Origin of the sequence: Carboxylicivirga taeanensis (genome assembly GCF_051851475.1) — a bacterium.
GTDB lineage: Bacteria > Bacteroidota > Bacteroidia > Bacteroidales > Marinilabiliaceae > Carboxylicivirga > Carboxylicivirga taeanensis.
Genome location: NZ_JBPUSJ010000001.1, coordinates 464858 through 489487, shown reverse-complemented (window position 1 = coordinate 489487; position 24630 = coordinate 464858). Strand labels below are relative to the sequence as shown.

The following is a 24630-nucleotide window of genomic DNA, read 5'->3' as shown; positions in this document are numbered from 1 at the left end:
AGATAATCGATGAATAATTTCTTACAGCGCACCTTGACGGGTATCTTGTTCGTAGGAGCAGTAGCCGCCTCCATTCTTTTACATCCAATAGCTTTCTTTTTGGTCTGTTTACTTGTAGCTGTATTGGGAATTGTAGAGTTAAGTCGTTTGTTGAAACTTAAGTATGGACAGCTCAATGTATTTGCTGCCCTTCTACTTGGATTATCCTTTCAGATACTGGTGTTTCTCGACACGCAGGGGTATATCGACAGAACCTGGTATGTGGTACTCATGCCAATGATTTGGATTCCTTTTGTTTATGAGCTGTTTAAGGGAGGAGAAAATCCTTTTCAGCGCATTGCATTAACATTAATGATGCCCGTTTATATTTCCTTACCACTTTCATTTTTATTTTTAACCGGCTGTATTAATGGCTATTTCCAGCCAGCGATCCTGCTTGGTTTTTTTGTGATGGTATGGAGTAACGACAGCGGGGCTTACCTGGTTGGCGTAAGTATTGGGAAACATAAACTGTTTGAACGAATATCGCCAAAGAAAACCTGGGAAGGATTTATTGGTGGTGTTATATTTACAATTATTGCGGCTGTTATTATTTTTAAAATCACTGAGGTAGCTAGCCTGGGTGTTTGGGTGGGAGCTGCTTTGGTTGTTTCTGTTTTTGGTACAATTGGCGACCTGGTTGAATCCATGCTGAAACGAAATGTTGGAAGTAAAGATTCCGGTGCAATACTGCCGGGTCATGGTGGTGTACTCGATAGATTTGATGCAGCGCTGTTTGCTGCGCCCATGATATTTGCCTTATTTGTTTTATTTGGATAATAGGATTAAGAATTACAACAATGACAATTCATAAAGAAGGATACGGAACAATTTTCGTTGTGCTGGCGGCATTGCTGGCATTAAATTCAGGAATATTTTTTCTGGCGGGCGTAGAGGCCACTAAATACACAAGTTTAGTGTCATTTATTGTGTTTGCTCTGGTTTTAAATTTCTTTCGAAATCCCAAACGGGAAGCAATCAATCAGAATGGGGCAATTATTGCACCTGCCGACGGAAAGATTGTTGCCATTGAAGAGGTTTTTGAAGATGAGTTTCTGCAAACAAAATGTTTACAGGTTTCAATTTTTATGTCTGTATTCAATGTGCACATCAATTGGTTTCCGATAAAAGGGATCGTAAAGTACTTTCGCCATCACAATGGCCGGTTTATGGCGGCTTATTTGCCAAAATCTTCCACAGAAAATGAGCGAACTTCGGTGGTGATAGAAAATGAAAAAGGCACTCAAATACTCGTTCGTCAGGTGGCTGGTGCAATGGCACGCCGCATTGTATGTTACGCCGAAGAAGAGAAAGCGATTGCACAGGGACAGCAGATGGGGTTCATTAAGTTTGGTTCCAGGGTCGATCTTTATCTGCCTTTAGGTACTCGCATTGATGTTAAACTAGAACAGAAAGTAACTGGTCGTCAAACCATACTTGGCTGGTTAAAATAAAACATCACTTTGATGTCATCTTATCAGAGCTATTCTTCATTGGATAGCTCTTTTTTTTAGCCGTATGCCAACAAAGGAGACGCATGTGCACAGCCACCATACCGTGGGATTGACCTGTATGAATTGGAAAGTTTTTTATCATTACTACAACTTATCCTCAATAAGTTTGTTATGAACAGGCAAACGCGATTAATGCCCAGAGCGATGCAGTGAGATCGCTGAAATCGGTCGGCAGATGTAATTATATTAGGTGGCACTGTTAAGTTAATCGTTAAAACAAAGTTTCGAGTTTAACAAAATCATGTTCGTATGAGTCAATCATTATCTATGACAGGGAATTTATCTAAACACAAAGCGACAACTCTAAGTGGAGTGTGGCTTTTTATATTTATTGAATTGTTAGTGTTTGCTGGTCTGTTTTTGTTATATGGTGTTTATCGCTATAAGAATGGGGTGGCGTTTGATTTGGCGGCTGGTGAGCTAAGTGTTACATCAGGTGTGCTCAATACCATAATTATTTTGGCCGGTAGTTTGTGTATGGCCTATTCGTCTGTTGCAATTCGAAAAGGGAATAAGATGGCCACTTTGTTTTGGTTGCTCACGACTCTTTTTATCGGGTTTATGTTTTTAGTGAACCGCTATTTTGAGTGGAAAGGGCGGATCGATTACGGTCTGTTCCCGGGCAGCGAAGATTTAGCCCGTTTGGGGCATGGGGATGTATTGTTCTTTGGCTTGTACTTTTTTATGACCGGATTGCACGCCGTTCACTTGATAGTTGGGTTCATTGGATTAATTAATGTTACGTCCCGTGTTAACAATAACACCCTGGGCAGTAAGAACTATAGTTTACTCGAAGCTACCGGTATCTACTGGCACTTGGCCACTTTGATTTGGGTGCTGATATTTCCCCTGTTTTATCTCTTATAAATAAAACCTTTGTAATCATGGAAAAGCAAAATATACTAACCGCTAAAGCGTACACCCTTGTTTTTTTAGGCTTGGTTATTCTGACTTTAGTATCTACCGGATTGAGTTCATTCAACCTGGGATACCTCAATGAATTGATTGCCATTGTTGTGGCAATTGTAAGTGCAGGAGCTGTGCTATCACAATTTATGAGAGTTAAACTCGATGGTGGTTTTGCGCGTTTGCTGTTGGCTGGCGTATTAGCCCTGGCATTGCTTATCTTTTTTGTAGCATTTGTTGGTTAAATTCGCATATTAGACAAAAAAAGGCGATGTAAATACTACATCGCCTTTCTTTTTAATGTCTTTTTTTAGTGTTCATCTTCGATATGAACAGGTTTTGAGGTGTTTGGCAGGATGAGGTTCAGAAGAACACCTACCAGGGAAGCTAAACCAATGCCAGCCAATGAGAAGTTGCCAAACTCAATAACGGCTCCTCCAATACCCACCGTTAAGATGATGGAAACAATCACCTGATTGCGGGTCTTTGTTAAATTCGCTTTTGAGTCTACTAATGTGCGTATGCCAACACTGGCAATCATACCAAAAAGAAGCAGCATAATTCCACCTAGTACTGCCTGTGGGATCGATTCTAAAAATCCGCTTATTTTCCCAACCAGCGAAAAGCAAATGGCTGTAATTGCAGAGATACGTAAAATCATTGGATCTGTAATTTTGGTTAATGAGATAGCTCCGGTAACCTCCGAATACGTGGTGTTAGGAACGCTACCGATTAATGCAGCAAAAGAGGTGGCAACGCCATCGCCTAACATCGTCCGGTGCAGCCCCGGATCTTTAATATAGTTTTTTTGAGCTACCGCACCAATAGCATACATGTCTCCTACATGTTCAATCAGCGGAGCAATGGCTACCGGTATCATGTACACAATAGCTTTCCAGCTCCATTCCGGCATGGTAAATGGAGGTAATGAAAACCAGGCGGCTTCTTTAATTGGCGTAAAATCTACCTTTCCTAATATTAGCGATAAGCTATAACCGGCAACAATGCCCAAAAATATGGGGATGAGCTTAATAACACCTTTGGTGTAAATAACTACAATAATGGCAGTTAGTAAGGATACAATCGCAATAAGCCAGTCTGTTTTAGCCATGTCAACACCCGCCGATGCTAACGACAGCCCAATAACCATGATTACAGGGCCGACCACTACCGAAGGGAACAGGCGCTCGATAAAGCCCAGTCCTCGCACTTTAATAAGGGTTGATACAAGGATATAGACAACACCAACTGCGATTAGACCGGAGAGGGTGCCGGGCAGTCCAAAAAGTTTGGTTGCTTCCACAATGGGAGCGATAAAGGCAAAGCTGCTTCCTAAAAATACAGGAACTTTACCTTTGGTAATTAAATGAAATATAAGGGTTCCAACACCCGCTGAAAATAAAGCGATAGACGGACTGATGCCGACTAATAAAGGAACAAGAACTGTAGCTCCAAAGGCCACAAATAAGAATTGAACACCAATAATTGCCTGTTTGCCAAGGTGTACTGGCGGCTTCGATTGCTTCATAATGACAGTAACGTTACATGTTTTACGCTGCAAAATTAGGAATATCAATAATATTAGGCACCTAATGCAGCTAATTTATGTGCTTTCTCAATAAGATCAGTTGATGAGCATTTTCGTATTTGGGCATCACAATTAAAAATATTAGGTTTGTTACAACTGACTGATAACGACTATATGCAGAAAACACTGACTAACCCTAATGCCGGTTTTGGAGCAACGGCTGTTTTTATGACGGCTATTTCTACTATACTGGGAGCTATATTATTTTTAAGATTTGGGTATGCATTAGCCAATGTTGGGCTCGGCGGATTGCTGGCCATCATTATTATCGGTCATGTTGTAACAGTACCAACAGCATTAGCTGTTGCCGAAATTGCCACTAACCAGCGGGTGCAAGGTGGTGGCGCCTATTACATCATCTCTCGCTCTTTCGGACTCAATATTGGAGGCGCAATTGGTTTGGCCTTGTACCTTTCGCAGGCCATCAGTGTCGCCTTTTATATCATAGCTTTTGGAGAAGCTTTTGATCCCTTGATTCCTTATCTGCCTTTTGAGGTAGACCCATTGATATTCAAGAAGATGGTCACATTGGTGTTAATGACCATTCTTTCAGTTGTGGTGATTCTCAGAGGTGCCAATATTGGTATGAAAGCACTTTATGCTGTGGTAGCCCTTCTGTTCGTGTCCATTCTGTTTTTTTTAATGGGACAACCCGTTACCGAAGGGATTGAGTTGAGTTTTAACAACACAGTGAGTAATGGGGACGGGTTTTTTATGGTCTTTACAATCATATTTCCGGCCTTTACGGGTATTGCTGCCGGATTAGGACTTTCAGGAGACCTGAAGGACCCCAAAAAAGCCATTCCGAAGGGAACTTTGCTGGCCACCCTGGTGGGCATGGTGATTTATGTAATAGTGGCTTTTAAAATGGCTTTATCTGCCACCCCCGAAATGATGCAGGAGGATCAACTGATAATGGCTCGTATATCGGTTTGGGGGCCGATCATCCCTGTTGGACTGGCAGCCGCCTGTTTATCTTCGGCCATCGGCTCTCTGCTGGTGGCACCGCGTACTTTGCAGGCCATTGGTTTTGACGATATTCTGTCGTTCGACCATTTTAATAATTGGATTGCCAAGGGGCGGGAAGCAGATAATGAACCGGTAAATGGAAGCATTATTACCATTGTGATTGCATTCTTTTTCATCATTATTGGCGATGTTAATTTTGTGGCAGAGATTATTTCCATGTTTTTTATGATTACTTATGGCTTCATCTGCCTCATTTCTTTTTTGGAACACTTTGCCGCCGACCCGTCCTATCGCCCCACATTTAAATATAATAAGTGGTATTTCTCTTTAATTGGGGCGGTACTGTCTTTTTGGTTAATGTTCCAGATGAAATGGACCTATGCGGCTCTGGCATCCGTATCCATGGCTGTTACCTACTACATTATTACAAAAGCTAATCCGGACCGCCAAGGCCTGGAGAAACTCTTTAAAGGAGTGGTGTTTCAGCTAAGTCGTCAGATTCAAATTTTTGTTCAGCGCGCCAATAAAGATGACCAAGAGGCACATTGGCGGCCATTCGCTATTTGTGTTACCGAGGATTCCTTTAAACGCCAGGCTGCCTTCGATCTGTTACGTTGGGTGTGCTACAAACATGGTTTTGGAACCTATATCCACTTTATTAAAGGGTTCTTGAACAAAGAGACATATGATGAGTCACAAATGGCTTTAAAACGTTTGATAAATCAGTCGGAAGGTAGCAAAAGCCGATTGTATCTCGACACCATCATCAGTCCTTCCTACACCTCTGCCATTGCGCAGGTAATTCAGTTATCGGGAATTAGCGGAAAGGGAAATAACTTAATATTGTTTGAGTTCTCAAGAAGTAATCCGGAGTCGCTTAAACATGCTTTAGATAACTACCAACTTTTTGATGCTACCGGCTTTGATGTTTGTCTGCTAAATTCTTCTTACAAAGGGTTTGGTTACAAAAATGAAATTCATGTTTGGATTGGGGCGCATGATTTTCGCAATGCCAACCTGATGATTTTACTGGCTTACATTATCTCGGGTCATCCCGAATGGCGTAACGCAGTAATCAAAATATTTGCAACCTTTCCTGATAGTCAGGTTGAGAAGCAGCGCAAGCGCCTTTTAGGATTGATACAGGAAGGGCGTCTGCCCATCTCCCTGGGCAATGTTGTTTTTCTGCCCATGGGTGGTGGCGAAACAGCCCAAAAAGTGGTGATGAAACACAGTTCGGATGCCGATTTGGCGATTGTTGGTTTCAGTCCCGAGGCAGTGAAAGAAAACCCGGAGTTAGTGATTGACTATGGTGATATGAGTAATATATTATTTGTCAATGCATCGCAGAAAAAAGATATCTAACAGCAAAAAGGCGGCAAAGCGTATTTTTGCCGGTCATCTTTTTCCCTTTCTGGAAGATTGGTGCTTTAGGTATCGGCACATATTGATTTGGGGAATCGGTGGCTTATTCACAGTGTTGTCTTTGTTGCTTTTTAACCTGCGACTCAGCGAGGGAGGCGACGACAGTACCTATATCATTCGTGCTGTTGACTTCATTAATGATGGGACCTACCCCTCTTTTCAGGGGCCACTTTACCCCATGTTTTTATCCATCCTGGTAGCTCTGTTCGGCGTAAAACTATGGGTGCTTAAGAGTTCGTCTTTGTTACTGATGCTTTCGGGTATATATGTGTTTTACCGCATTTTCCGGCAGCGGATTAGTTGGTTGCTGTTGTTTAGTACTTTAATCATTTCCAGCCTAAGCAGTTTCTACATTTATTTTACCAGTCAAACCTATAGCGAGGCACTGTTTATTCTGATTCAGTTGCCTGTTTTTGCGCTTGTTTTTAGTGTGGTTGAAGGAGAGCGGAGTCAGCTCATGTGGCGTAACTTATGTATGTTGTCGTTGGTAATTATTGCCGGTTACCTGACCCGAACCGTTGGGTTGGGGGCCCTTATTGCTGTCGTGCTTTATTTGGCGCTCAACAAGCGGTACAAAGAGCTTGGTGTGGTTGTGACAGGATGTTTGCTGTTACTAGGCGCATTTCTGTTGATAAAAGGGAGCTTTTGGCAAAGCACAGGGCTCGACACAGCACAGGCCAATACCCTCGTCTATAAGCATCCCTATCAGATTGATAAAGGACGTGAAACCGTCACTGGTTTTGTGAGCCGCTTTATTGGTAACTCCAATCTTTATTTATCGAAGCATTTTATGCAAATGGTTGGCCTCAAGGCAGCCGATGTGCGATCGACCAGCTGGATAGTGACTGGTGGGCTTTATTTCCTATTTGTTTTTGCCAGTTTCAGAGCCTTTAAAAAAAATCGCTACATCTTGTTTACCGCTATTTATGTGGCCACTATGCTGGGGGTTACTTTTTTTGTGTTACAAACGCTTTGGGATCAGTATCGACTGATTGTTCCGTTTTTTAGCTTGCTTTTGCTGGTGTTGCTTTATGGTCTATTTCAACTTGTGGAAACAGGTAAAGGCAGTCGGTTTCAGTTGGCAGCAATCGGGTTGGTTATCATTTGTAGCGGCAGTGTTTTGGAGCATTCCTTATCGAAGGTGGATGTGCTGACGCTACGAAAAAACCTCAAAGGCGATTTGTATGAGGGGTATACCGATGATTGGCGCAATTACCTGTCCATGGCCGAGTATGTGGGCCAGAATCTTCCAAAAGACACATATGCTGCTGCCCGTAAACCTAACATGGCTCGCATTTATGCCAATGGCAAAAAGTTTTACGGGATTTACCGTTACGATACAGTGGATCCGGATGCACTTCTTAACAAACTAAAGGATAGAGGTGTCACGCATGTTATTATGGCGAGTCTACGTAAAAACCCAGCCTTTAATAGCGGACAAACAATTAATACCATACAACGTTACCTATACATTATCTCGAAAAAATATCCGCACGTATTTAAGCTTGAGCACAAAATTGGGCATACTGAACCTGCCTATTTATTCAGGGTCGACTATGATGCGGCAGTTAATCACGAGTAAAACCCCTAACCATGAAAGTAAATCAGGAACGGCTTAGCTATTTTGAATCAAGATCAAAAAACTGGATTAAATATCGAAAACGAAGAGCTTATTACTGGGATTCTATAACACGCTATTGTAACTATTTCATCCACGAAGAGAGCTCTGTACTCGAAATTGGTTGTGGCTCTGGTGAGTTACTCGCCGCCGTTAACGGTCAGCGAAAAACGGGGATTGACTTCTGTGAGCCTATCCTTTCACAGGCAAAGAAGCAATTTCCACATATCCATTTTGAACTGATGGAAGCCGGCGCAATCACTCTTTCAGAACGTTATGATGTAATTATTTTATCCAATCTCATAGGCGTGCTTGATGATATAGAGCAGGTGTTTAATCAACTTAAGAAAGTATGCCATCCTCAAACCCGCATCATCGTCACGTACTATAACAGACTCTGGGAGCCGGTAATTCGTTTTGCCGAATGGATAGGCATAAAAAAGCGCTCATTGGCGCAAAACTGGTTATCAACAGGCGATATTGTTAACCTGCTTTATTTAGCCGATTTTGAAGCATACAAAACCAGCCGGAGCATGCTGATGCCCTATCGGCTGCCTATTGTTTCGTGGTTGTTGAACCGTATAGTGGCCCGTCTGCCATTTTTTCAATTCTTCGGATTGAATCAGTTTGTGTTCGCCCGTCCTTTCCCCGGCACTGTATGTCCGGAAGAGTCGGAACAGCACTATTCCGTTTCGGTGGTAGTGCCGGCGCGTAACGAGAGTGGCAATATCGAAGCGGCCATTCAAAGAACTCCTTCAATGGGGCAGTTTACGGAGCTGATTTTTGTTGAAGGCAACTCTTCGGATGACACCTGGAACACCATCTGCCAAATGGCCGAAAAATACAAAGCAACCCACCGAATAAAAGTGTTGCAGCAAGATGGCAAAGGGAAGGGCGATGCCGTGCGAAAAGGATATGCAGCGGCTGAAGGCGATATACTGATGATTTTGGATGCTGACTTAACGGTTGCCCCTGAGGATTTGCCTAAGTTTTACAAGGCTATCGCCTGTGGTAAAGGTGAATTTATTAATGGGGTACGCCTCGTGTATCCAATGGAAAAAAATGCCATGCGTTCTCTTAACACCATTGGGAATCATTTTTTCTCCAGGCTTTTTAGCTGGATATTGGAGCAGCCAATAAAAGACACTCTCTGTGGCACCAAAGTAATGTTTCGAAAAGATTACCTGAAGCTGGCTGAAAATCGGAAGTTTTTCGGTGATTTTGATCCTTTTGGCGATTTTGATCTGCTGTTTGGTGCCTATAAATTAAACCTTAAAATTGTTGATTTACCGGTGCGCTACCGGGAGCGAAAGTACGGTGATACAAATATTTCACGATTTAGCCATGGTTTTATTTTGTTGCGCATGTCGGCATTTGCTGTGGGTAAAATAAAGTTTTGGTAGATAAATGCATCGTTATAACTTGTTAGAGCGGCTATTTTTTCCAAATTTTACACTCATGTTAATGTGCTGAAATTTTTGGTTGACATGAACAGGTCAGTATCCATTAATATCAGTTTTTAGTCAGATAGCTTGGAAGCGAAAGCGATGATGGATGGTGTATGGATAGCCTATTCCACAGCCGGCTTTCTAAGTTACCTATAAACGTTGAAAAAATTTAGTAATGAAAACAGCCATATTTCCCGGGTCGTTCGATCCTTTTACCGTTGGACACGAAGATGTTGTAAGAAGAGGCCTCAGCCTGTTTGATAAAGTGATTATCGCCGTTGGATACAACTCCAATAAAAAAGACTTTTTCCCACTGGAAGATCGAATGATGTGGATTCGGGATGTGTTCGAGGACGATAACCGTGTTAGTGTGGAGAAATACGAAGGGCTAACGGTTGATTTTGCTAAAGAGATTGGCTGCACGCATATTCTCCGAGGTATTCGTACGGCAGCTGATTTCGAATACGAAAGAGCCATCGCCCAGGTAAATAAAACCATGAGTGGCTTCGACTCGGTGTTTCTGTTAACAACGCCGGAGCATACACCTGTCAATAGCTCCATAGTAAGGGATATTGTTAAGCATGGAGGCGATGCCGGTCAGTTTTTGCCAAAGGCAATACAGATTAACATCCAAAAATACCTTTAATGCGCCTGCTCCTTTATCTGATATTGGGGTTCCTGCCATCGGCTTTAATGGCTCAACACACACAGCAGTGGGTCACTGTTAAAGGCCATGCACCCGCCTATGCGGGTTACGATCTGGTAATGCGGCAGGTAGTGAACCCTATTTCTATGGAAGAGGCCGACTTAATGGTCATCAGGGTAAATGAGCAAGGACATTTTGAACAGGGTATTGAGCTGACTGAGGTAACACCTGCCAGCATTGATATGGGCAAGTACCGTGGACATATATTTCTGGAACCGGGCAAGACCTATCAGCTGATGCTTCCCCCTTTCAGTCCACGTAGTGATGCAGAGCGCTTCAACCCCTATTTTGTGCCGAAAGATATTGATTTAGGCATCGTTAATACTGAAGCACAAGCGCTCAATAGGTGCCTGGGTGAGTTTGATAATGAATTGAATACGCTATACAACGCCAATGCTGTTCGTATTTTCTCTCATTCAGATGTTTCGTTGGCGAAATCACTTATACAAGAAATCGATAGCACCCAAACATGTAGCCACCCTTATTTTATCCGTTACAAGCAGTATGCCTATGGCGAATTGTTAATGTTGGCTCATAAGCGCAATAAACGCAAAGCTATCTATCAAACGTTTAAAGGCGATTCCCTTAATTTTTTGATGCCGTCTTTCAGGCGCACTTTCACAAGCTATTTTAAAAGTTTCTTCAATTACTATTTTTCAACCGCTAAGGGGGAACCTTTGCGGGAGGCTTTTGCGAACAGGGCTCGCTTCGATACTTTATCAATGCTGTTCAGGACAGATACCTTATTTGCAAACCCAGAATTAGCCGAGTTGGTTTTGCTGAAAGGTTCTTATGACGGGTTTTACTCGGGCCGCTATAATCAGGAAGCAATCATACGCATTTTTCAACAAGCCAGTCAGTATGGCTGTACTCAAAAAATTCGGGAGATAGCAGCCGGGCTGTATGCCAGGGTGACCTGGTTAAGAGTTGGTTCTGATGCTCCTCCATTTACGCTTTATCGGCTGGATGGGAAAGAGCGCTCGCTGAGTGATTATGAGGGAAAATTTGTTTACCTCAATTTCATGCATACCAGCAATCACGCCTGTAAGGAGGATTTGCAGCTTCTGAACATATTGCATAAGCAATTAAAGCGGGAGCTCACCATTGTGACCGTCATTATGGATGAAGATCCGAGCGTGGCTGAGCAGATGGTAAAAGATAACAAGTTTAGATGGGACTTTTTACATTATGGAGCCATGCCGAAGGTCGCACTCGATTACCGCATTAAGGCATTGCCATCGTATTATGTTATCGACCCTAATCAGAAACTGCGTTTGTCTCCGGCCCCATCTCCCAAGGAGAGTTTTGTGCCAATATTTTTGGATGCTCAACGAAACTATCGCTATGAGGAACTGCGTAAGGAGCAGCCTGGACAAAAAAGTATTTACGATTTGTAACGAAGCCTGATTGGATTGTAAGATGAGTTTTTTGTGTATAAGTTTTAGTTTATTTTCAATGGTTGAGAACTAAGTGTAAAATATTGGTTTAATTATTAATGAGTAATGCAGGCTTCTTGTGGATTTATGGCACTGGACCAATTTTATTGGTGTTTAAGTATTAAATGGTGCCTGTGGGGTTCTGGTGAAACAAGAAAATTATTTAATTTGGAGGCCTTGTTGTCAGAGCAAGAGGTATTATGATACGTACAAGTACAATAAATGCTTTTAAGGAAGGAAATAAAGTAGCCTTTAAAGAGATATACGATCATTATTATCACATATTAATTGGCTTTTCCAGGAAGTTTATATTCTGTAAATCATCATGTGAAGATATTGTACAAAATACCTTTGTAAACTTGTGGGAGGAAAGAAAGCGAATTAATGAGCCTAAGGCCATAAAAAGCTATCTTTATTCTTCAGTAAGAAATGCATGCTTAAATCATATTACTCGCAAGAAAGTGAATGTGCCTGAACAGGTACTTTGGGATTTAAAGTCAGAAGAGTATTGTGACCGACAGCTGATCATTGAGGAAGTTAATAGCCGGATTTATTCTGCCATAGAACAATTGCCGTTACAAACAAGACGCGTTGTGATTTTGACACTACAAGAAGCAAAAAACGCAGAAATTGCAGAGCGTTTAAATGTATCCGTTAATACAGTTAAGACCTTAAAGCAAAGAGCTTTTAGTAAACTTAGACTAATATTAAGGAGCGTTGAGTTGGTAGTATCATTCATTCTTACCTAAAAAAATACAAGAACCTTGTCATCCTGTTTTGCTGTTGATGTTCCTTAGAGAATACAAAAGAATACAATGCAGCATAAAGGATATGACATATCAGAGATAATCGCTAAATACCTTTTTAAGGAATTGACAAGCGCTGAGGAGGAGTGTCTTAACGATTGGCGTCAAACCCCAAGTAATAACGAGTTATTTCATTATCTTATTGACAAAGATCGATTAAGTACCCAAATGCAGGTGTACGAACAAAGTAACCGAAAACGTACCTGGGAAAAAGTTGAAAGTGCCATTGGACGAAGAATGAGGCTAAGGAAACTGGTCAGTTATGCCGCAGCCATTGTTATGCCGTTTATTGTTTTTGGACTTATCTATATCTTACAGAGAAATGTTGAGTCAGCTCGCTTAGCGCATAGTGAGCAAGTAGTTCAGCCTGGTACTTTTGGAGCTACTCTTCACCTCCATGGAGGTGAAGTTCTGCACCTTAGTGATGATACCACACAACAAATAAAGCTTAATGAGGAGTTATTATTAAGCCAAAAAAACAATCAGGTATCATTTATTAACCGGGAGGTAAATATAGGACAGTCTCAATTAAATAAGATTATTACCGGACGAGGTCATGAGTATCAGCTTATCTTGCCAGATGGTACCTACGTTTATTTGAATGCATGCTCACAAATTGAGTTTCCAACTTCCTTTGCTCATGATAAACGAGTTGTTAGGGTCTCTGGGGAACTATTTTTTGAGGTTAATAAGTCGAGTGAATGGCCATTTATTATTGAAAGTGATAATGCTGAGTTAATGGTGACTGGAACTGCCTTTAATTTTAGAGCTTATGCCGATGAAGAGGAAACTACAACAACACTAGTAGAAGGAAAAGTCAGCGTAAAATCCAATTCTGGAGAGTCGATGAATTTGAGTCCTGGATTTTCTTCAATAATTAATCATCAAACAGCATTAATTGAAGAGCAAGAGATAGACGTTGAAACTGCAACTGCCTGGAAAGATGGACGCTTCTATTACGATAATCAATCAATCAGGCGAATTATGAATGATTTGTCACGTTGGTATAAGATTGATGTTTTTTTTGGGAACAACAGCATTCAGGATAAGCGCTTTTCAATCAATTTACCGCGCTATAAAGATATAGAAGAATTACTAACTCTTTTGGAAAAAACAGAGCAGGTGAAATTTGCCATTGATGGTAATACCATTTTAGTACAAGAATAAACAGGGATGCTGCGAACATCCCTGCCCTTTAATTAAATCACACAAATAGTGTGAATGTCGAATAAGTAATAACAAATGTATGAAAAAAAGTAATTTATCATTATGCAGCAATATTCGTTGCAGGACCTCGCAGGTACTGACGATTGTTGCAATGATGCTCCTGTTGGCTACAGGGGCAGTTAGTGCAAGTAATAAAGATACCGGACGGTATACCTTGAAGGTTACTAATAGTAACCTAAAAACGGTACTTAAAGCTTTAAGTGTTAATACTCCTTATGTATTTGTGTACAATGATGACCTCATTTTAGGGAGAAATGCTGGTGCACTTAACTTTAATTCCTCTACCATTGAAGAAATAATGGAGAACTGTTTGGCAGACACCGGACTTGATTATGAAATTGCGACTGGTAATATTATTATTATTAAAGAGCAGAAAGAACACCCTCAACTTAATGAATCATCAACCAGTGTTCAGCAAGAAAAGAAGGTTACAATAACAGGACGTGTAACAGATACTAAAGGAGAGCCATTGCCTGGTGTGTCAATTCTTGTTCAAGGCACCACAAACGGTACGGTAACCGATATCGATGGGAATTATTCTTTTGCCGGACTCAAGGGTACAGAAGTATTGGTTTACTCCTTTATTGGTATGACTAATCAGGTTGTTAATATTACTAACCAATCAGTTATTAATATTGTGCTTAAAGACAATGCCGAAATGTTATCGGAAGCTGTTGTTGTGGCCTATGGAACGGCGAAAAAGAGCACGCTCACAGGATCTGTTGGAGTGGTTGATGAAAGCCGTATTCAGAAAGCACAGGTGTCCAATGTGACGAACGCCTTGGAAGGGACGAGTTCAGGTGTTCAGGTTATAACACCGAGTGGACAGCCTGGTTCAGGTGCAGATATTAGAATTAGAGGTGTAGGTTCAATTACAGGTTCAAGCACTCCACTATATGTTGTGGATGGTGTTCCTTTTGATGGGAATCTAAGTTCGATCGAACCAAGCGATATTAAGTCCATGTCAATTCTTAAGGATGCAGCTTCGGCATCTATCTATGGCTCACGCGCAGCCAACGGAGTTGTAGTGATTACTACCTACCAGGGACTTAAGAATAGTGCACCTGAAGTGAATGTGAGAAGTACTGCGGGTGTTTCTAGCCGAGCTGTTACCCCGGTTGAAAGAGTATCGACTAATACTTGGATGGAGTTGATGTGGGAAGCTTTTCGCAACAGTAATTTGGATGATGGGGACGATGCCAATATAGCTGCAGAAAAAGCTTCGAGAGCGCTAATAAGCTCAATCGGAATTAATCCGTATGGAGAATCGGTGACAGAGCCAGTAGGCCATGACGGTAAGTTAAAACCGGGTTTAAAACCTTTATGGAATGATAACTGGGACGAAGCAATTATTGGTAAAGGTGAGCGTTATCAAACAAGTGTAAATATTAAAGGAGGAACGGATAAAACACAATACTATTTTTCTTTAGCCCGATTAGATGAGAAGGGCATTATGTTAGGTTCTGCTTTTGAAAGAACATCTGCTCGCTTAAATTTAACAAACCAAACAAAGAAGTGGTTAAAGTTACATATGAATGTGAGTTATGCCTACTCAGAGCAAGACTTTAATGATAGTCAGGATAGTAATGTTGGCAATGGAGCAACCTACGGACTTAATATGCCAGGGTTTTATCCTATCTACAAAAGAGACCTAAACACAGGGAGTTACCTGCTTGATGATGCTGGTAATAAACAATACGATTGGGGAACCTATAGAACCTCATCTTTTGCCACTGGTAACCTTATTGATGAATTAAACAACTACACTATAGATAAGCGAAAAAGGGATCTGGTAAGTCTGAGGGGATATGCAGAAGTTGATTTTGCCAAGATGAGTAACTCTCTCTCTTTTTTAAAAGGGTTAACTTTTAAAACTAGTTACAATACTGATGTAAATATTGGTAATAGTCAATCGTATTCACCTTCATTTACAGCCGTAAGTTCAGGCGAGAACGATGTGACTCAGGATTTGCAGAATACCAGTGCTTCTCGGTCAACTTCAGTTGTACGTAGTTATACATTTAATAATTTGCTGACCTATCAGAAAAAAATCGCAGAGAAGCACAGTCTGAATGCTTTGTTAGGCTATGAGTTATATGAATACCAGAGTAGTTATAATGGAGGTTCTAAAATGAATTTTCCTATCCCCAATGTCAATGAACCAACCTTTGGCTCTCAAATAAGTAATTTCGACGGGTATTCAGATTTGTACCGTTTGCAATCATGGCTTGGAAGAGCTGAGTATAGTTTTAATGAAAAGTATAACACTTCTCTGTCACTTCGACGTGATGGTTCATCAAGATTTCATCCCGATAATCAGTGGGGAACATTCTGGTCAGCAGGTGTAGCCTGGAATATTCATAAAGAGTCATTTTTTGAAGTATTAGCTAACACAGTTGATTTCTTAAAATTAAGAGCCAGCCGTGGTAGTTCTGGTAATCAGAATATTGGAACCTACTATGCTTATCAGGACTTGTACGATGCTGGCAGGGTTGGTGATGCCCCATCCTTGGCTTTGTCGCGTCTGGGAAATAAGGATCTGAAATGGGAGGCCAACATCTCATCAAATATTGGAATTGATTACGGCTTGTTTAACAGTCGTTTGAGAGGTTCTTTTGAATGGTTTCAGCGTCGTTCCAATGATTTGATTTATAGTCTGCCACTCCCAAATTCATCTGGTTTTGCCAGTATTCTCGCTAACGTGGGAGAGATGAAAAATACTGGATTTGAAATGGATATTAAAGGGGTTTTAATCAATCGTGATAAGATTAGATGGGAATTAGGGGCTAATGCCACCACCTTTAAAAATAAAATCAGTGAATTTCCTCTTGAAGAAGTAATATCCGGCACAAAGCGCCTGAAAGAAGGGGAAGATATTTATGCTTTCTATATTCGTGAGTGGGCTGGCATGTCAAAGGTTGGTCAGCAATTGTATGACCGTATAGATGGAGCAATTCAGCCAACAGCTGCAGTGTCCCGTGGAGGTGATCCTACCTGGTACCTTATTGACGAAGCGACCGGAGAAAAGTACGCGACCTCTAATTATAATGAAGCAGATCGTATTGATGCTGGCAGTGCCTTACCTGATTTATATGGCGGTATTAATACCGACATTACAATACATAATTTCGAAATATCAGCTTTAATGTCATACCGTATCGGAGGACAGTTGTACACCGGCGGGAGCTATACCTCTTGGTTTGGTACGGGAAGCTCAAATGCACGCCCATGGGCGAAAGATATGGTTGACAGGTGGACACCGGATAATCAGGATTCTGATTTACCGCGCCTTCAGCGAAATGCACCACAGAATGGTTGGGGAAGCACCTCAACCCGTCATCTGTACGATGGAAGCTACGCTAGGCTAAAGAATCTGGCCATTACCTACCATGTTCCTAAAAAGATTATCTCAAAGCTGAATATTTCTAAACTGAATGTGTTTATTCAGGGGGAAAATCTACTAACGTTTTATGGAGTTGATGGAGTTGATCCGGAGCTGGGAGGATTAAATGGTGTAACAGGATATAACTATCCGGTGGCCAAAGTATTCTCAGGAGGAATTAACTTAACATTTTAATCAGCCTAACGATGAAACTGGCTGGGCCTGCGCAAATGTCAGGAATAGAATTTGGTGCGATTGGGGTTTGCGCATGTTATAACAGTTTTGCAAATTTTTAAAAGTATGAAAAAGATAATATTAATAGTTATAGTTTTTGCCGGTATTTTCACAGCATGTGATGATTACCTTGATGTAACACCTCCAAGTAAAATTACCGGAGATATCATTACTGATGACGCACTGAGTGCCTTTTATACAGGCGCTTACAATAACCTCACGAGCTATTGGTACAGCTACGCATATCCGGGGTATCGTTCATTCTTAACTTTAAGCGAAGCAGTGGGGCAAGATGTAATTGGAACCCAAGGTATTTATGGCGGTGTTGTAACACAGTATAGATACTTGAGTGTTGATAATTTTACCAGTGGGGTAACACGTAATTTCTGGAGTAAGTTCTATGAAACTATTGCAAGTTGTAATAACGGGCTTAATATTATTTCAAAGATGGAAGGTGAAAAGTCGGATAAAACAAAGGTGATTGAGGCCCAATTAAGAGCCTTAAGAGCCTATTGTTATTTCGATATTATACGGATGTGGCAAAGAACCTATGAGACTGGAGCCGACTTGCTTGTATGTCCTATCTATGATCAGCCAACCACTGTTGAAAATGCTAAAGAAGGTGTTGCTTTATCCACAGTAAGAGAGGTTTATGACTTTATTGGTGTGGATTTGGCTACAGCAATTGCTCTCTTTGAGGAAGTTGACTATAAACGCCCCTCCAAAGAGTACATTGATAAAAGTGTGGCTTATGCCATTGCTGCAAGAGTCTACTTAACAAAAGGAACTAAAAAGGATGGTTCTGGTGTTAAGTCTGATATGGATAAGGCATCCGAATATGCCCACAGGGCCCAAAATGGATATGCTTTAATGACTAAAGATGATTTCCTTGCCGGGTTTAATGAGGAAGCCAACTCTGAATGGATGTTGTGCCTCACTCAATCGGCCGATAATAGCGGTATGTCTTATTTCTTTAATTATTGGGATACCAGAAGTAATGATACCCGGGCTTACTATAAAAATGCGGTGCCTGATCCTTATTTTAAAAAATTGTTTGATTATGGAAACGGATACGATACTGAGGATGTACGTTTTCAACTGTTTCAGGAGCCTGGAATTGAAGGAGCTCAACGCGTAAAAGGTATATTGGCTTATCCCAAGTTTAAATTCAGAGAAAGTGAAAAATCAGGGGATATCTTGTATATGCGTGTTGCTGAAATGCATTTGATTGAGGCCGAAGCCATCGCACGTGGAGGACAGGATAATGGCAGATCAGCACAGGCGATTATTGATGAACTGAGATTTGCAAGAGGCTGTTCTTCAGTAGTAACAGCTACCGTTGAAGAAATTATTAAGGAAAGAAGAAGAGAGCTATGGGGAGAAGGTGTAACGGGAATATTTGATATTAACCGCCTGCAGATTACACCAGTTCGTAAGAAAGTAAATTTTGATGACTTTGATGAATATGAGGAAGGAGCTGATAATATCCATAATACCTATTTTGGACATGCTATATTTAGGTATGCAGATGGTTCTGAATTAAGTGCAGAAAGCCCTTATCACTATCTTCAGATACCAGAAGCTGAGGTGCTGAATAACCCGAAAGTAGAGGGCCAGTTGCCAAGAAAGTAACTTATTTAATAATCCGAAAGCCTCTTTTTAAGGGGCTTTCGGATTATTAATCTATACTGCTGTTGCCAGCGTCTAAAATGCTGTAAAGCATTGGATCGGATAAGAATGAAAAATGTGGTTTTGCAGGCTCTATCCATATATATCAATTAGCTTGCGATATTTGGTGCGCTAATATTTAAGTTTTTATCAGCGTGATGATGGATTAATTTCCGTTTGAAATAACAATACGTAAGCCAATGATGGACTTTTTGTTTTGATATTTTAGAACTTTTACCCAAGTTAAATATATTGTTAACTTCTGCAAAAAATTATGACCCGGGTAAAACTACAATTAGATACACTCATATTATTAATATGCTATGTGCAAAATAGTATAATCATGCCGGCGATAAAACAATTATGGACAGAGGAATTAGCTTACACAAGGGTTATTTTTTAACGCGCCCTGGGTTTTTACTGATAAAGTCTTTCCAGCTTTTAGTGCCGGATGAGGTATTTATCCTTTGATTTTGTAGAAAATGACAGTAGGCAGCTGCCAGTCCGTCTGTGGCATCCAGGTATTTAGGTAATTCACCAATCTTCAACAGGTTTTGCAGGAGCAGTGCCACCTGCTCTTTAGATGCGCGTCCATTACCAGTGATGGCTTGTTTAATGCGCAGAGGTGCGTACTCAAAGATGGGTAGTGAGCGGGAGAGGGCAGCAGCCATGGCCACTCCCTGGGCCCGGCCAAGCTTAAGCATCGATTGTACATTTTTACCATAGAAAGGTGCTTCAATGGCCAGTTCATCAGGGTGATAGGTATCTACCAGCTGAACCACACGCTCAAAAATTTTCTGTAGCTTCAGGTAGTGGTCGGTGTATTTGTGTAGTTCCAACACCCCCATGGTTACCATTTCGGCCTTATTACCTACCGAGCAGATGATGCCGTAGCCCATTACCGTAGTGCCCGGATCGATGCCTAATATAATGCGCTCTTTAGCCAAGTTTCACTTCGTTAAGAATGGAGCTGAAAGAGAGGCATTTGTCGCCGAATTTACCCTTGGCGTTATTAACAAGTATGGCATTGTATTTATTAATTGTATCGAGGTGGGCCGGGTTGTTTACCTGCATTTGGCACGAGTAATTAGTATGTCCTTCTTCTACAATTGCCATCACCTGATATAATTCAACACGAATATCTTTTACCAAATCCTTCATGGTTGGCACGTAATTGCGGTCCATCCACTCTTTCCAGTCATTGGAGATGGTATTCTCAATCATAAAGGTGGTATTAAATATGTACATAGTTAATTTGTTAAATGGTAAATATAGGCAGAAGGCAGAAGTGTGGGATAAAAACTTCTGCCTTCTGTCTTATAGCTTTGGCTTATTTTATAATGTCAAAACCTGTATATGGAACCAATGCCTTAGGTATTTTGATGCCTTCGGGTGTTTGGTTATTTTCAAGAATAGCTGCCACAATACGCGGCAGGGCCAATGCGCTGCCGTTAAGGGTATGAGCTAATTGAGCTTTTTTCTCACTCTCCTCTTTGTAGCGCAGTTTCAGACGGTTAGCCTGATAGCTTTCGAAGTTGGATACGGAGCTTACCTCTAACCAGCGCTCCTGAGCTGCTGAGTACACTTCAAAATCGTAAGTTAAGGCTGATGTAAAGCTCAGGTCGCCACCACACAGGCGAAGAATGCGCCATGGTAATTCCAGCTTCTCCACAAGTGTTTGCACGTGTGCTACCATCTGATCCAATACCTCGTAAGAATTAGAAGGGTGAGCCACCTGTACAATCTCCACTTTATCGAACTGGTGAAGGCGGTTTAAGCCGCGTACGTGTGCGCCCCATGAGCCGGCTTCGCGACGGAAACAAGCTGAGTAAGCACAGTGCTTAACCGGCATTTCCGATGATTTTAGAATTACATCACGGAAGATGTTAGTCACCGGCACTTCTGCCGTAGGAATTAAGTATAAGTTATCGGCTGTAACATGATACATCTGACCTTCTTTATCAGGAAGCTGACCAGTTCCAAAGCCTGAGTCTTCATTTACCACCAGGGGAGGAATCACCTCATTATAGCCTGCTTTGTCAGCCTCGTCTAGGAAAAAATTAATCAGTGCCCGTTGCAACTTTGCCCCTTTGCCTTTGTAGATTGGGAAGCCGGCTCCAGTTATTTTGGTTCCTAATTCGAAGTCAATCAGGTCGTATTTTTTAATTAAGTCCCAATGAGGTTCTTTTACTTCCAGTTGCGGCATGGTGCCACCACTCTTCACTTCCACATTATCTTCTTCTCCTTTGCCTGGAGGAACAATTTCGTTCGGGATATTGGGGAGTGAAACTAACTGCTCGTTAAGTTGCGTCGTTATTTCATCCAGAGAGGTATTCAGTTCCTTAATTTTGTCTTTTAATTCGCTGGTACGCGTTTTTGCCGTGTTAGCTTCTTCGGCTTTCCCAGCTTTAAAAAGCTGCCCGATTTCTTTGGATAAGGCATTCATTTCTTGCTGGAAAGACTCCGCTTCAACCTGGGTCGATTTACGGCGGTTATCTAATTCGATAATGCTGTCAACAATGCCAGTGGCATCGAAGTTCTTTATTTTCAGTCGCTCAACGACTAATTCTTTATTGTCCTGAATGAATTTTAACGTCAACATATTGTTGTATTGTTAGCGAGTAAAAAAAATCTCCTGAAATTATTACGAAAGTAATAAAAACAGGAGATTTAATAATGTTTTCAAGAATCTTATTCAGCAGTGAATGGTACTACTGAAACATAAGATCTGTTGTCTTTCTTCTTGCGGAAAGCTACAGTACCTGTTACCAATGCGAATAATGTGTGGTCTTTACCAATACCAACATTCTCACCAGGGTGGTGCTGTGTACCACGCTGTCTTACAATGATGTTTCCAGCTTTGGCAGCCTGACCGCCATAAATTTTTACGCCGAGTCGTTTACTTTCCGACTCTCTACCGTTCTTCGAACTACCGACGCCTTTCTTATGTGCCATCTTATTCTAATTTTTTGAGTTTTAACCTACGATTTCTTCAATCTGAATTTGAGTGAAGTACTGACGATGTCCGTTCTTCTTCTTGTAACCTTTTCTTCTTTTCTTCTTGAAAACGATTACTTTGTCGCCCTTAACGTGCGATAGAACTTTAGCCGTTACTTTAGCACCTTCAACTACAGGAGCACCAATCTTAACGTCACCCTCGTTGTCTGTTAAAAGAACTTTCTCAAATTCAACTGTAGCACCTTCCTCGGCACTCAATCGATGCACAAAGATTTTTCTTTCTTTCTCTACTTTGAATTGCTGTCCAGCAATATCAACAATTGCGTACATGTCACCAATTTTAATGGTTTTATCCAGGAGGTGGACTTCAGTTTTAAAGTCACTTTTTCTACCCCACAGGATTCAATGGAGTGCAAAAGTATATAAAATTACTTTTTATCACAAATGTTTTTGTCTCTGAGGGCTGAAAATAAGTTTTTTATGACCTTTAGACAGGTGAGCGCTAGCTTTTAAAAAAGGGTTTACCTGTAAATGTTAAAAACTAATTACTATATTTGTTTCAATGCATTGAATAACCCTCATTTGCTCTTTTCGTCATGATCTTAACAAAGGAGTAATGAACTAACTAGCCAATATGAGTAGAAAAAAAATCAAGTTAAACATTCTTGGTTTGTCCTACAGCCAAACACAATCAGGTGCTTATGCGCTTGTTTTGGCCGAAGAGGATGGGGAAAGGCGTATACCTATAATTATAGGAGGTGTTGAAGCTCAATCAATTGCTATCAAACTAGAGGGGCTGGAGCCTCCACGTCCCTTAACCCACGATCTTTTTCTAAATTTTTCCAAAGCATTTAATATTGATGTAGACGAAGTAGTTGTCTATAAGTTGGAAGAGGGAATTTTCTATTCCGAATTGGTGTGTCGTCGTAATAATGAACTGTTGCATATTGACTCGCGTACCTCTGATGCTGTTGCTCTGGCATTACGTTTTGGGTGTCCTATTTACACCTACGAGGATATCATGGAAAAAGCAGGCATAGTTCTCGATTTTGACAAGAAGGAAGAGGGAGGACCAATATCGCCGGTGGACCGAACCGAAGATGAGCCGGTTAGTTCACAGTACCGATCCAAAACAATTGGGGAACTTCAAAAACTACTGGATGAGGCGATAATGGCAGAAGACTACGAAAAAGCTTCGAAGCTGAGGGACGAAATTAATCGCCGGGAACAGAAGTAAACGAGCAGCTACTCACACTAGCTAAAATCCAAATTTATATAAATCCTAAACCTTATGAAGAAATATCTTCTATTAGCTACATGTCTCTTTTTTGGACAGATGGCTATCTCTCAAACCACATCCGGACAGGTGGTTGAGGTGTCTACAGCCGCCTCTTTTGACTTTATGAGTATCTTGCGCGGTCTTTTTGGTATGGCTGTTATCATTGGCATTGCCTGGTTGTTTAGCACAAATCGAAAAGCTATATCGTGGAAGGTTGTTGTAATAGGCTTAATTATTCAGCTGACGTTAGCTCTGTCTATTTTATACATCCCTTTTGTGCAGGTCTTCTTTGATTTTATTGGAAGGGGGTTTGTTAAGATCCTTAGCTTTACCGATGCCGGAACAACGTTCTTGTTTAAGAGTTTTGGTGCCGGGGTTATAGAGTCGCCATTATTAAACTTTGCAGTGACCATTTTGCCAACCATTATATTTTTCTCGGCTTTAACCAGTGTGTTGTTTTATTTTGGGATTATCCAGAAAGTGGTATATGTGTTGGCTTTGGGGCTAACAAAGCTCATGCGTCTCTCTGGTGCTGAAAGCTTGTCTGTTGCTGGTAATATTTTTCTTGGACAAACAGAGTCTCCACTGATGATCAAGGCTTATTTGGAGAAGATGAATAAGTCAGAAATTCTTCTGGTTATGGCCGGAGGGATGGCAACACTGGCAGGCGGTGTGCTGGCTGTATACATCAAGGTGCTTGGAGGAGGCGATCCGCTTCAGGAACTAATATATGCAAAACACCTTTTGGCAGCTTCTATTATGGCAGCCCCTGGAGTGGTTGTTATATCGAAGATCATTGTTCCTCAAACGGAGGAGGTGAATGAGGAAGTGGAAGTGAGCCAGGAACGGATAGGGAAAAATGTTCTTGATTCAATTTCCAATGGAACAACAGAGGGGATCAAACTTGCTGTGAATGTGGCTGGCATGTTGCTGGTTTTTATTGCTTTTATTGCGTTGGTGAATTACCTATTTATAAAGGTGGGAGACTGGACTTCACTTGATGTTTTAATAGCAAGTGCAACTGGTGGTGAGTATCAAGAACTTTCTCTTCAGTTTATATTAGGATATGCTTTTGCCCCGTTAATGTGGCTTTTGGGAGTTCCCGGGCAGGATATTGATTTAGTTGGGCGCGTTTTAGGAGAGAAGTTAATAATGACTGAATTTATCGGATACGTAAGTTTGGCCGAATTAAAGGAATTAGGGTCATTCTATAGCAATAAATCGATGGTAATGGCTACCTATATGCTATGTGGTTTTGCCAACTTCGCATCAATAGGTATTCAAATTGGAGGAATTGGCTCCTTAGCACCCGGTAAAAGAGTATTACTGTCTCAGTTTGGTATGAAAGCCCTGTTGGCTGGTACTCTGGCTTCGCTGATGTCAGCTACGATAGTAGGAATGATTATGGGATAATATAAAAATAGCCT

Annotated in this window: 21 protein-coding genes; 15 read left to right on the top strand and 6 right to left on the bottom strand. The window is 41.2% G+C overall.

Going from position 1 to position 24630, the window contains the following annotated elements; all coding sequences use genetic code 11:
• Positions 1–9: 9 nt before the first annotated feature.
• The 4 genes from ACSX1H_RS02130 (at position 10) to ACSX1H_RS02115 (ending at position 2704) form a co-directional block, all read left to right on the top strand.
• Positions 10–819 carry a phosphatidate cytidylyltransferase gene (locus ACSX1H_RS02130; RefSeq protein ID WP_439181910.1) on the top strand — a complete coding sequence of 270 codons (810 nt, stop codon included), beginning with the start codon at positions 10–12 and terminating at the stop codon, positions 817–819.
• Positions 820–839: 20 nt separating this feature from the next.
• Entirely contained in the window at positions 840–1493 is a 654-nt protein-coding gene (locus ACSX1H_RS02125) for a phosphatidylserine decarboxylase family protein (RefSeq protein WP_439181909.1), read from the top strand.
• A gap of 309 nt (positions 1494–1802) precedes the next feature.
• Positions 1803–2420 carry a cytochrome c oxidase subunit 3 gene (locus ACSX1H_RS02120; RefSeq protein ID WP_439181908.1) on the top strand — a complete coding sequence of 206 codons (618 nt, stop codon included), beginning with the start codon at positions 1803–1805 and terminating at the stop codon, positions 2418–2420.
• Positions 2421–2437: 17 nt separating this feature from the next.
• On the top strand, positions 2438–2704 hold the full coding sequence (locus ACSX1H_RS02115) for a hypothetical protein (protein ID WP_439181907.1): 267 nt from the start codon (positions 2438–2440) through the stop codon (positions 2702–2704).
• A gap of 65 nt (positions 2705–2769) precedes the next feature.
• Here ACSX1H_RS02115 and ACSX1H_RS02110 read toward each other — a convergent pair whose 3' ends face one another.
• The gene (locus ACSX1H_RS02110; protein ID WP_439181906.1) at positions 2770–3987 is read right to left on the bottom strand and encodes a uracil-xanthine permease family protein; all 1218 of its coding nucleotides are present in this window, start codon (positions 3985–3987) and stop codon (positions 2770–2772) included.
• Positions 3988–4134: 147 nt separating this feature from the next.
• Between ACSX1H_RS02110 and ACSX1H_RS02105 the strand changes: the two genes are divergently transcribed.
• From ACSX1H_RS02105 to ACSX1H_RS02065, 9 genes are all read left to right on the top strand, one after another.
• Positions 4135–6381 carry an APC family permease gene (locus ACSX1H_RS02105; protein ID WP_439181905.1) on the top strand — a complete coding sequence of 749 codons (2247 nt, stop codon included), beginning with the start codon at positions 4135–4137 and terminating at the stop codon, positions 6379–6381.
• Positions 6356–8023 carry a hypothetical protein gene (locus tag ACSX1H_RS02100; RefSeq protein WP_439181904.1) on the top strand — a complete coding sequence of 556 codons (1668 nt, stop codon included), beginning with the start codon at positions 6356–6358 and terminating at the stop codon, positions 8021–8023. Before ACSX1H_RS02105 ends, ACSX1H_RS02100 begins: the two co-directional genes overlap by 26 nt.
• An 11-nt stretch (positions 8024–8034) precedes the next feature.
• Positions 8035–9462 carry a glycosyltransferase gene (locus ACSX1H_RS02095; RefSeq protein ID WP_439181901.1) on the top strand — a complete coding sequence of 476 codons (1428 nt, stop codon included), beginning with the start codon at positions 8035–8037 and terminating at the stop codon, positions 9460–9462.
• Between the two features lie 220 nt (positions 9463–9682).
• The gene (coaD, locus tag ACSX1H_RS02090; RefSeq protein WP_439181900.1) at positions 9683–10153 is read left to right on the top strand and encodes a pantetheine-phosphate adenylyltransferase; all 471 of its coding nucleotides are present in this window, start codon (positions 9683–9685) and stop codon (positions 10151–10153) included.
• On the top strand, positions 10153–11610 hold the full coding sequence (locus ACSX1H_RS02085) for a TlpA family protein disulfide reductase (protein WP_439181899.1): 1458 nt from the start codon (positions 10153–10155) through the stop codon (positions 11608–11610). Before coaD ends, ACSX1H_RS02085 begins: the two co-directional genes overlap by 1 nt.
• Positions 11611–11849: 239 nt before the next feature.
• A complete protein-coding gene (locus ACSX1H_RS02080) occupies positions 11850–12398 on the top strand; it encodes an RNA polymerase sigma-70 factor (protein ID WP_439181898.1) in 549 nt (182 codons plus the stop codon).
• A 66-nt stretch (positions 12399–12464) separates the two neighbouring features.
• Positions 12465–13622, top strand: a complete 1158-nt coding sequence (locus ACSX1H_RS02075; RefSeq protein ID WP_439181897.1) for a FecR family protein — start codon at positions 12465–12467, stop codon at positions 13620–13622.
• A gap of 79 nt (positions 13623–13701) precedes the next feature.
• Positions 13702–17259: a SusC/RagA family TonB-linked outer membrane protein gene (locus ACSX1H_RS02070; protein ID WP_439181896.1), complete on the top strand. Its 3558-nt coding sequence runs from the start codon at positions 13702–13704 to the stop codon at positions 17257–17259.
• A 105-nt stretch (positions 17260–17364) separates the two neighbouring features.
• Positions 17365–18930 (top strand): RagB/SusD family nutrient uptake outer membrane protein, encoded by a 1566-nt coding sequence (locus ACSX1H_RS02065; RefSeq protein WP_439181895.1) that lies wholly within the window; start codon positions 17365–17367, stop codon positions 18928–18930.
• Between the two features lie 428 nt (positions 18931–19358).
• Here ACSX1H_RS02065 and ruvC read toward each other — a convergent pair whose 3' ends face one another.
• From ruvC to rplU, 5 genes are all read right to left on the bottom strand, one after another.
• Positions 19359–19913, bottom strand: coding sequence for a crossover junction endodeoxyribonuclease RuvC (gene ruvC / locus ACSX1H_RS02060; RefSeq protein WP_439181893.1), 555 nt, complete (start codon positions 19911–19913; stop codon positions 19359–19361).
• Entirely contained in the window at positions 19906–20214 is a 309-nt protein-coding gene (locus tag ACSX1H_RS02055) for a DUF4286 family protein (protein WP_439181891.1), read from the bottom strand. The genes ruvC and ACSX1H_RS02055 overlap by 8 nt, the downstream gene beginning before the upstream one ends.
• Positions 20215–20296: 82 nt before the next feature.
• Entirely contained in the window at positions 20297–21568 is a 1272-nt protein-coding gene (serS, locus tag ACSX1H_RS02050) for a serine--tRNA ligase (RefSeq protein WP_439181890.1), read from the bottom strand.
• An 89-nt stretch (positions 21569–21657) separates the two neighbouring features.
• Positions 21658–21921 carry a 50S ribosomal protein L27 gene (rpmA, locus tag ACSX1H_RS02045; protein ID WP_212188647.1) on the bottom strand — a complete coding sequence of 88 codons (264 nt, stop codon included), beginning with the start codon at positions 21919–21921 and terminating at the stop codon, positions 21658–21660.
• A gap of 21 nt (positions 21922–21942) precedes the next feature.
• Positions 21943–22254, bottom strand: coding sequence for a 50S ribosomal protein L21 (rplU, locus tag ACSX1H_RS02040; protein ID WP_439181889.1), 312 nt, complete (start codon positions 22252–22254; stop codon positions 21943–21945).
• Between the two features lie 304 nt (positions 22255–22558).
• Between rplU and ACSX1H_RS02035 the strand changes: the two genes are divergently transcribed.
• Both ACSX1H_RS02035 and ACSX1H_RS02030 read left to right on the top strand, forming a co-directional pair.
• Entirely contained in the window at positions 22559–23161 is a 603-nt protein-coding gene (locus tag ACSX1H_RS02035; RefSeq protein ID WP_439181888.1) for a bifunctional nuclease family protein, read from the top strand.
• 54 nt (positions 23162–23215) lie between these two features.
• Positions 23216–24616, top strand: coding sequence for a NupC/NupG family nucleoside CNT transporter (locus ACSX1H_RS02030; protein ID WP_439181887.1), 1401 nt, complete (start codon positions 23216–23218; stop codon positions 24614–24616).
• Positions 24617–24630 lie beyond the last annotated feature (14 nt).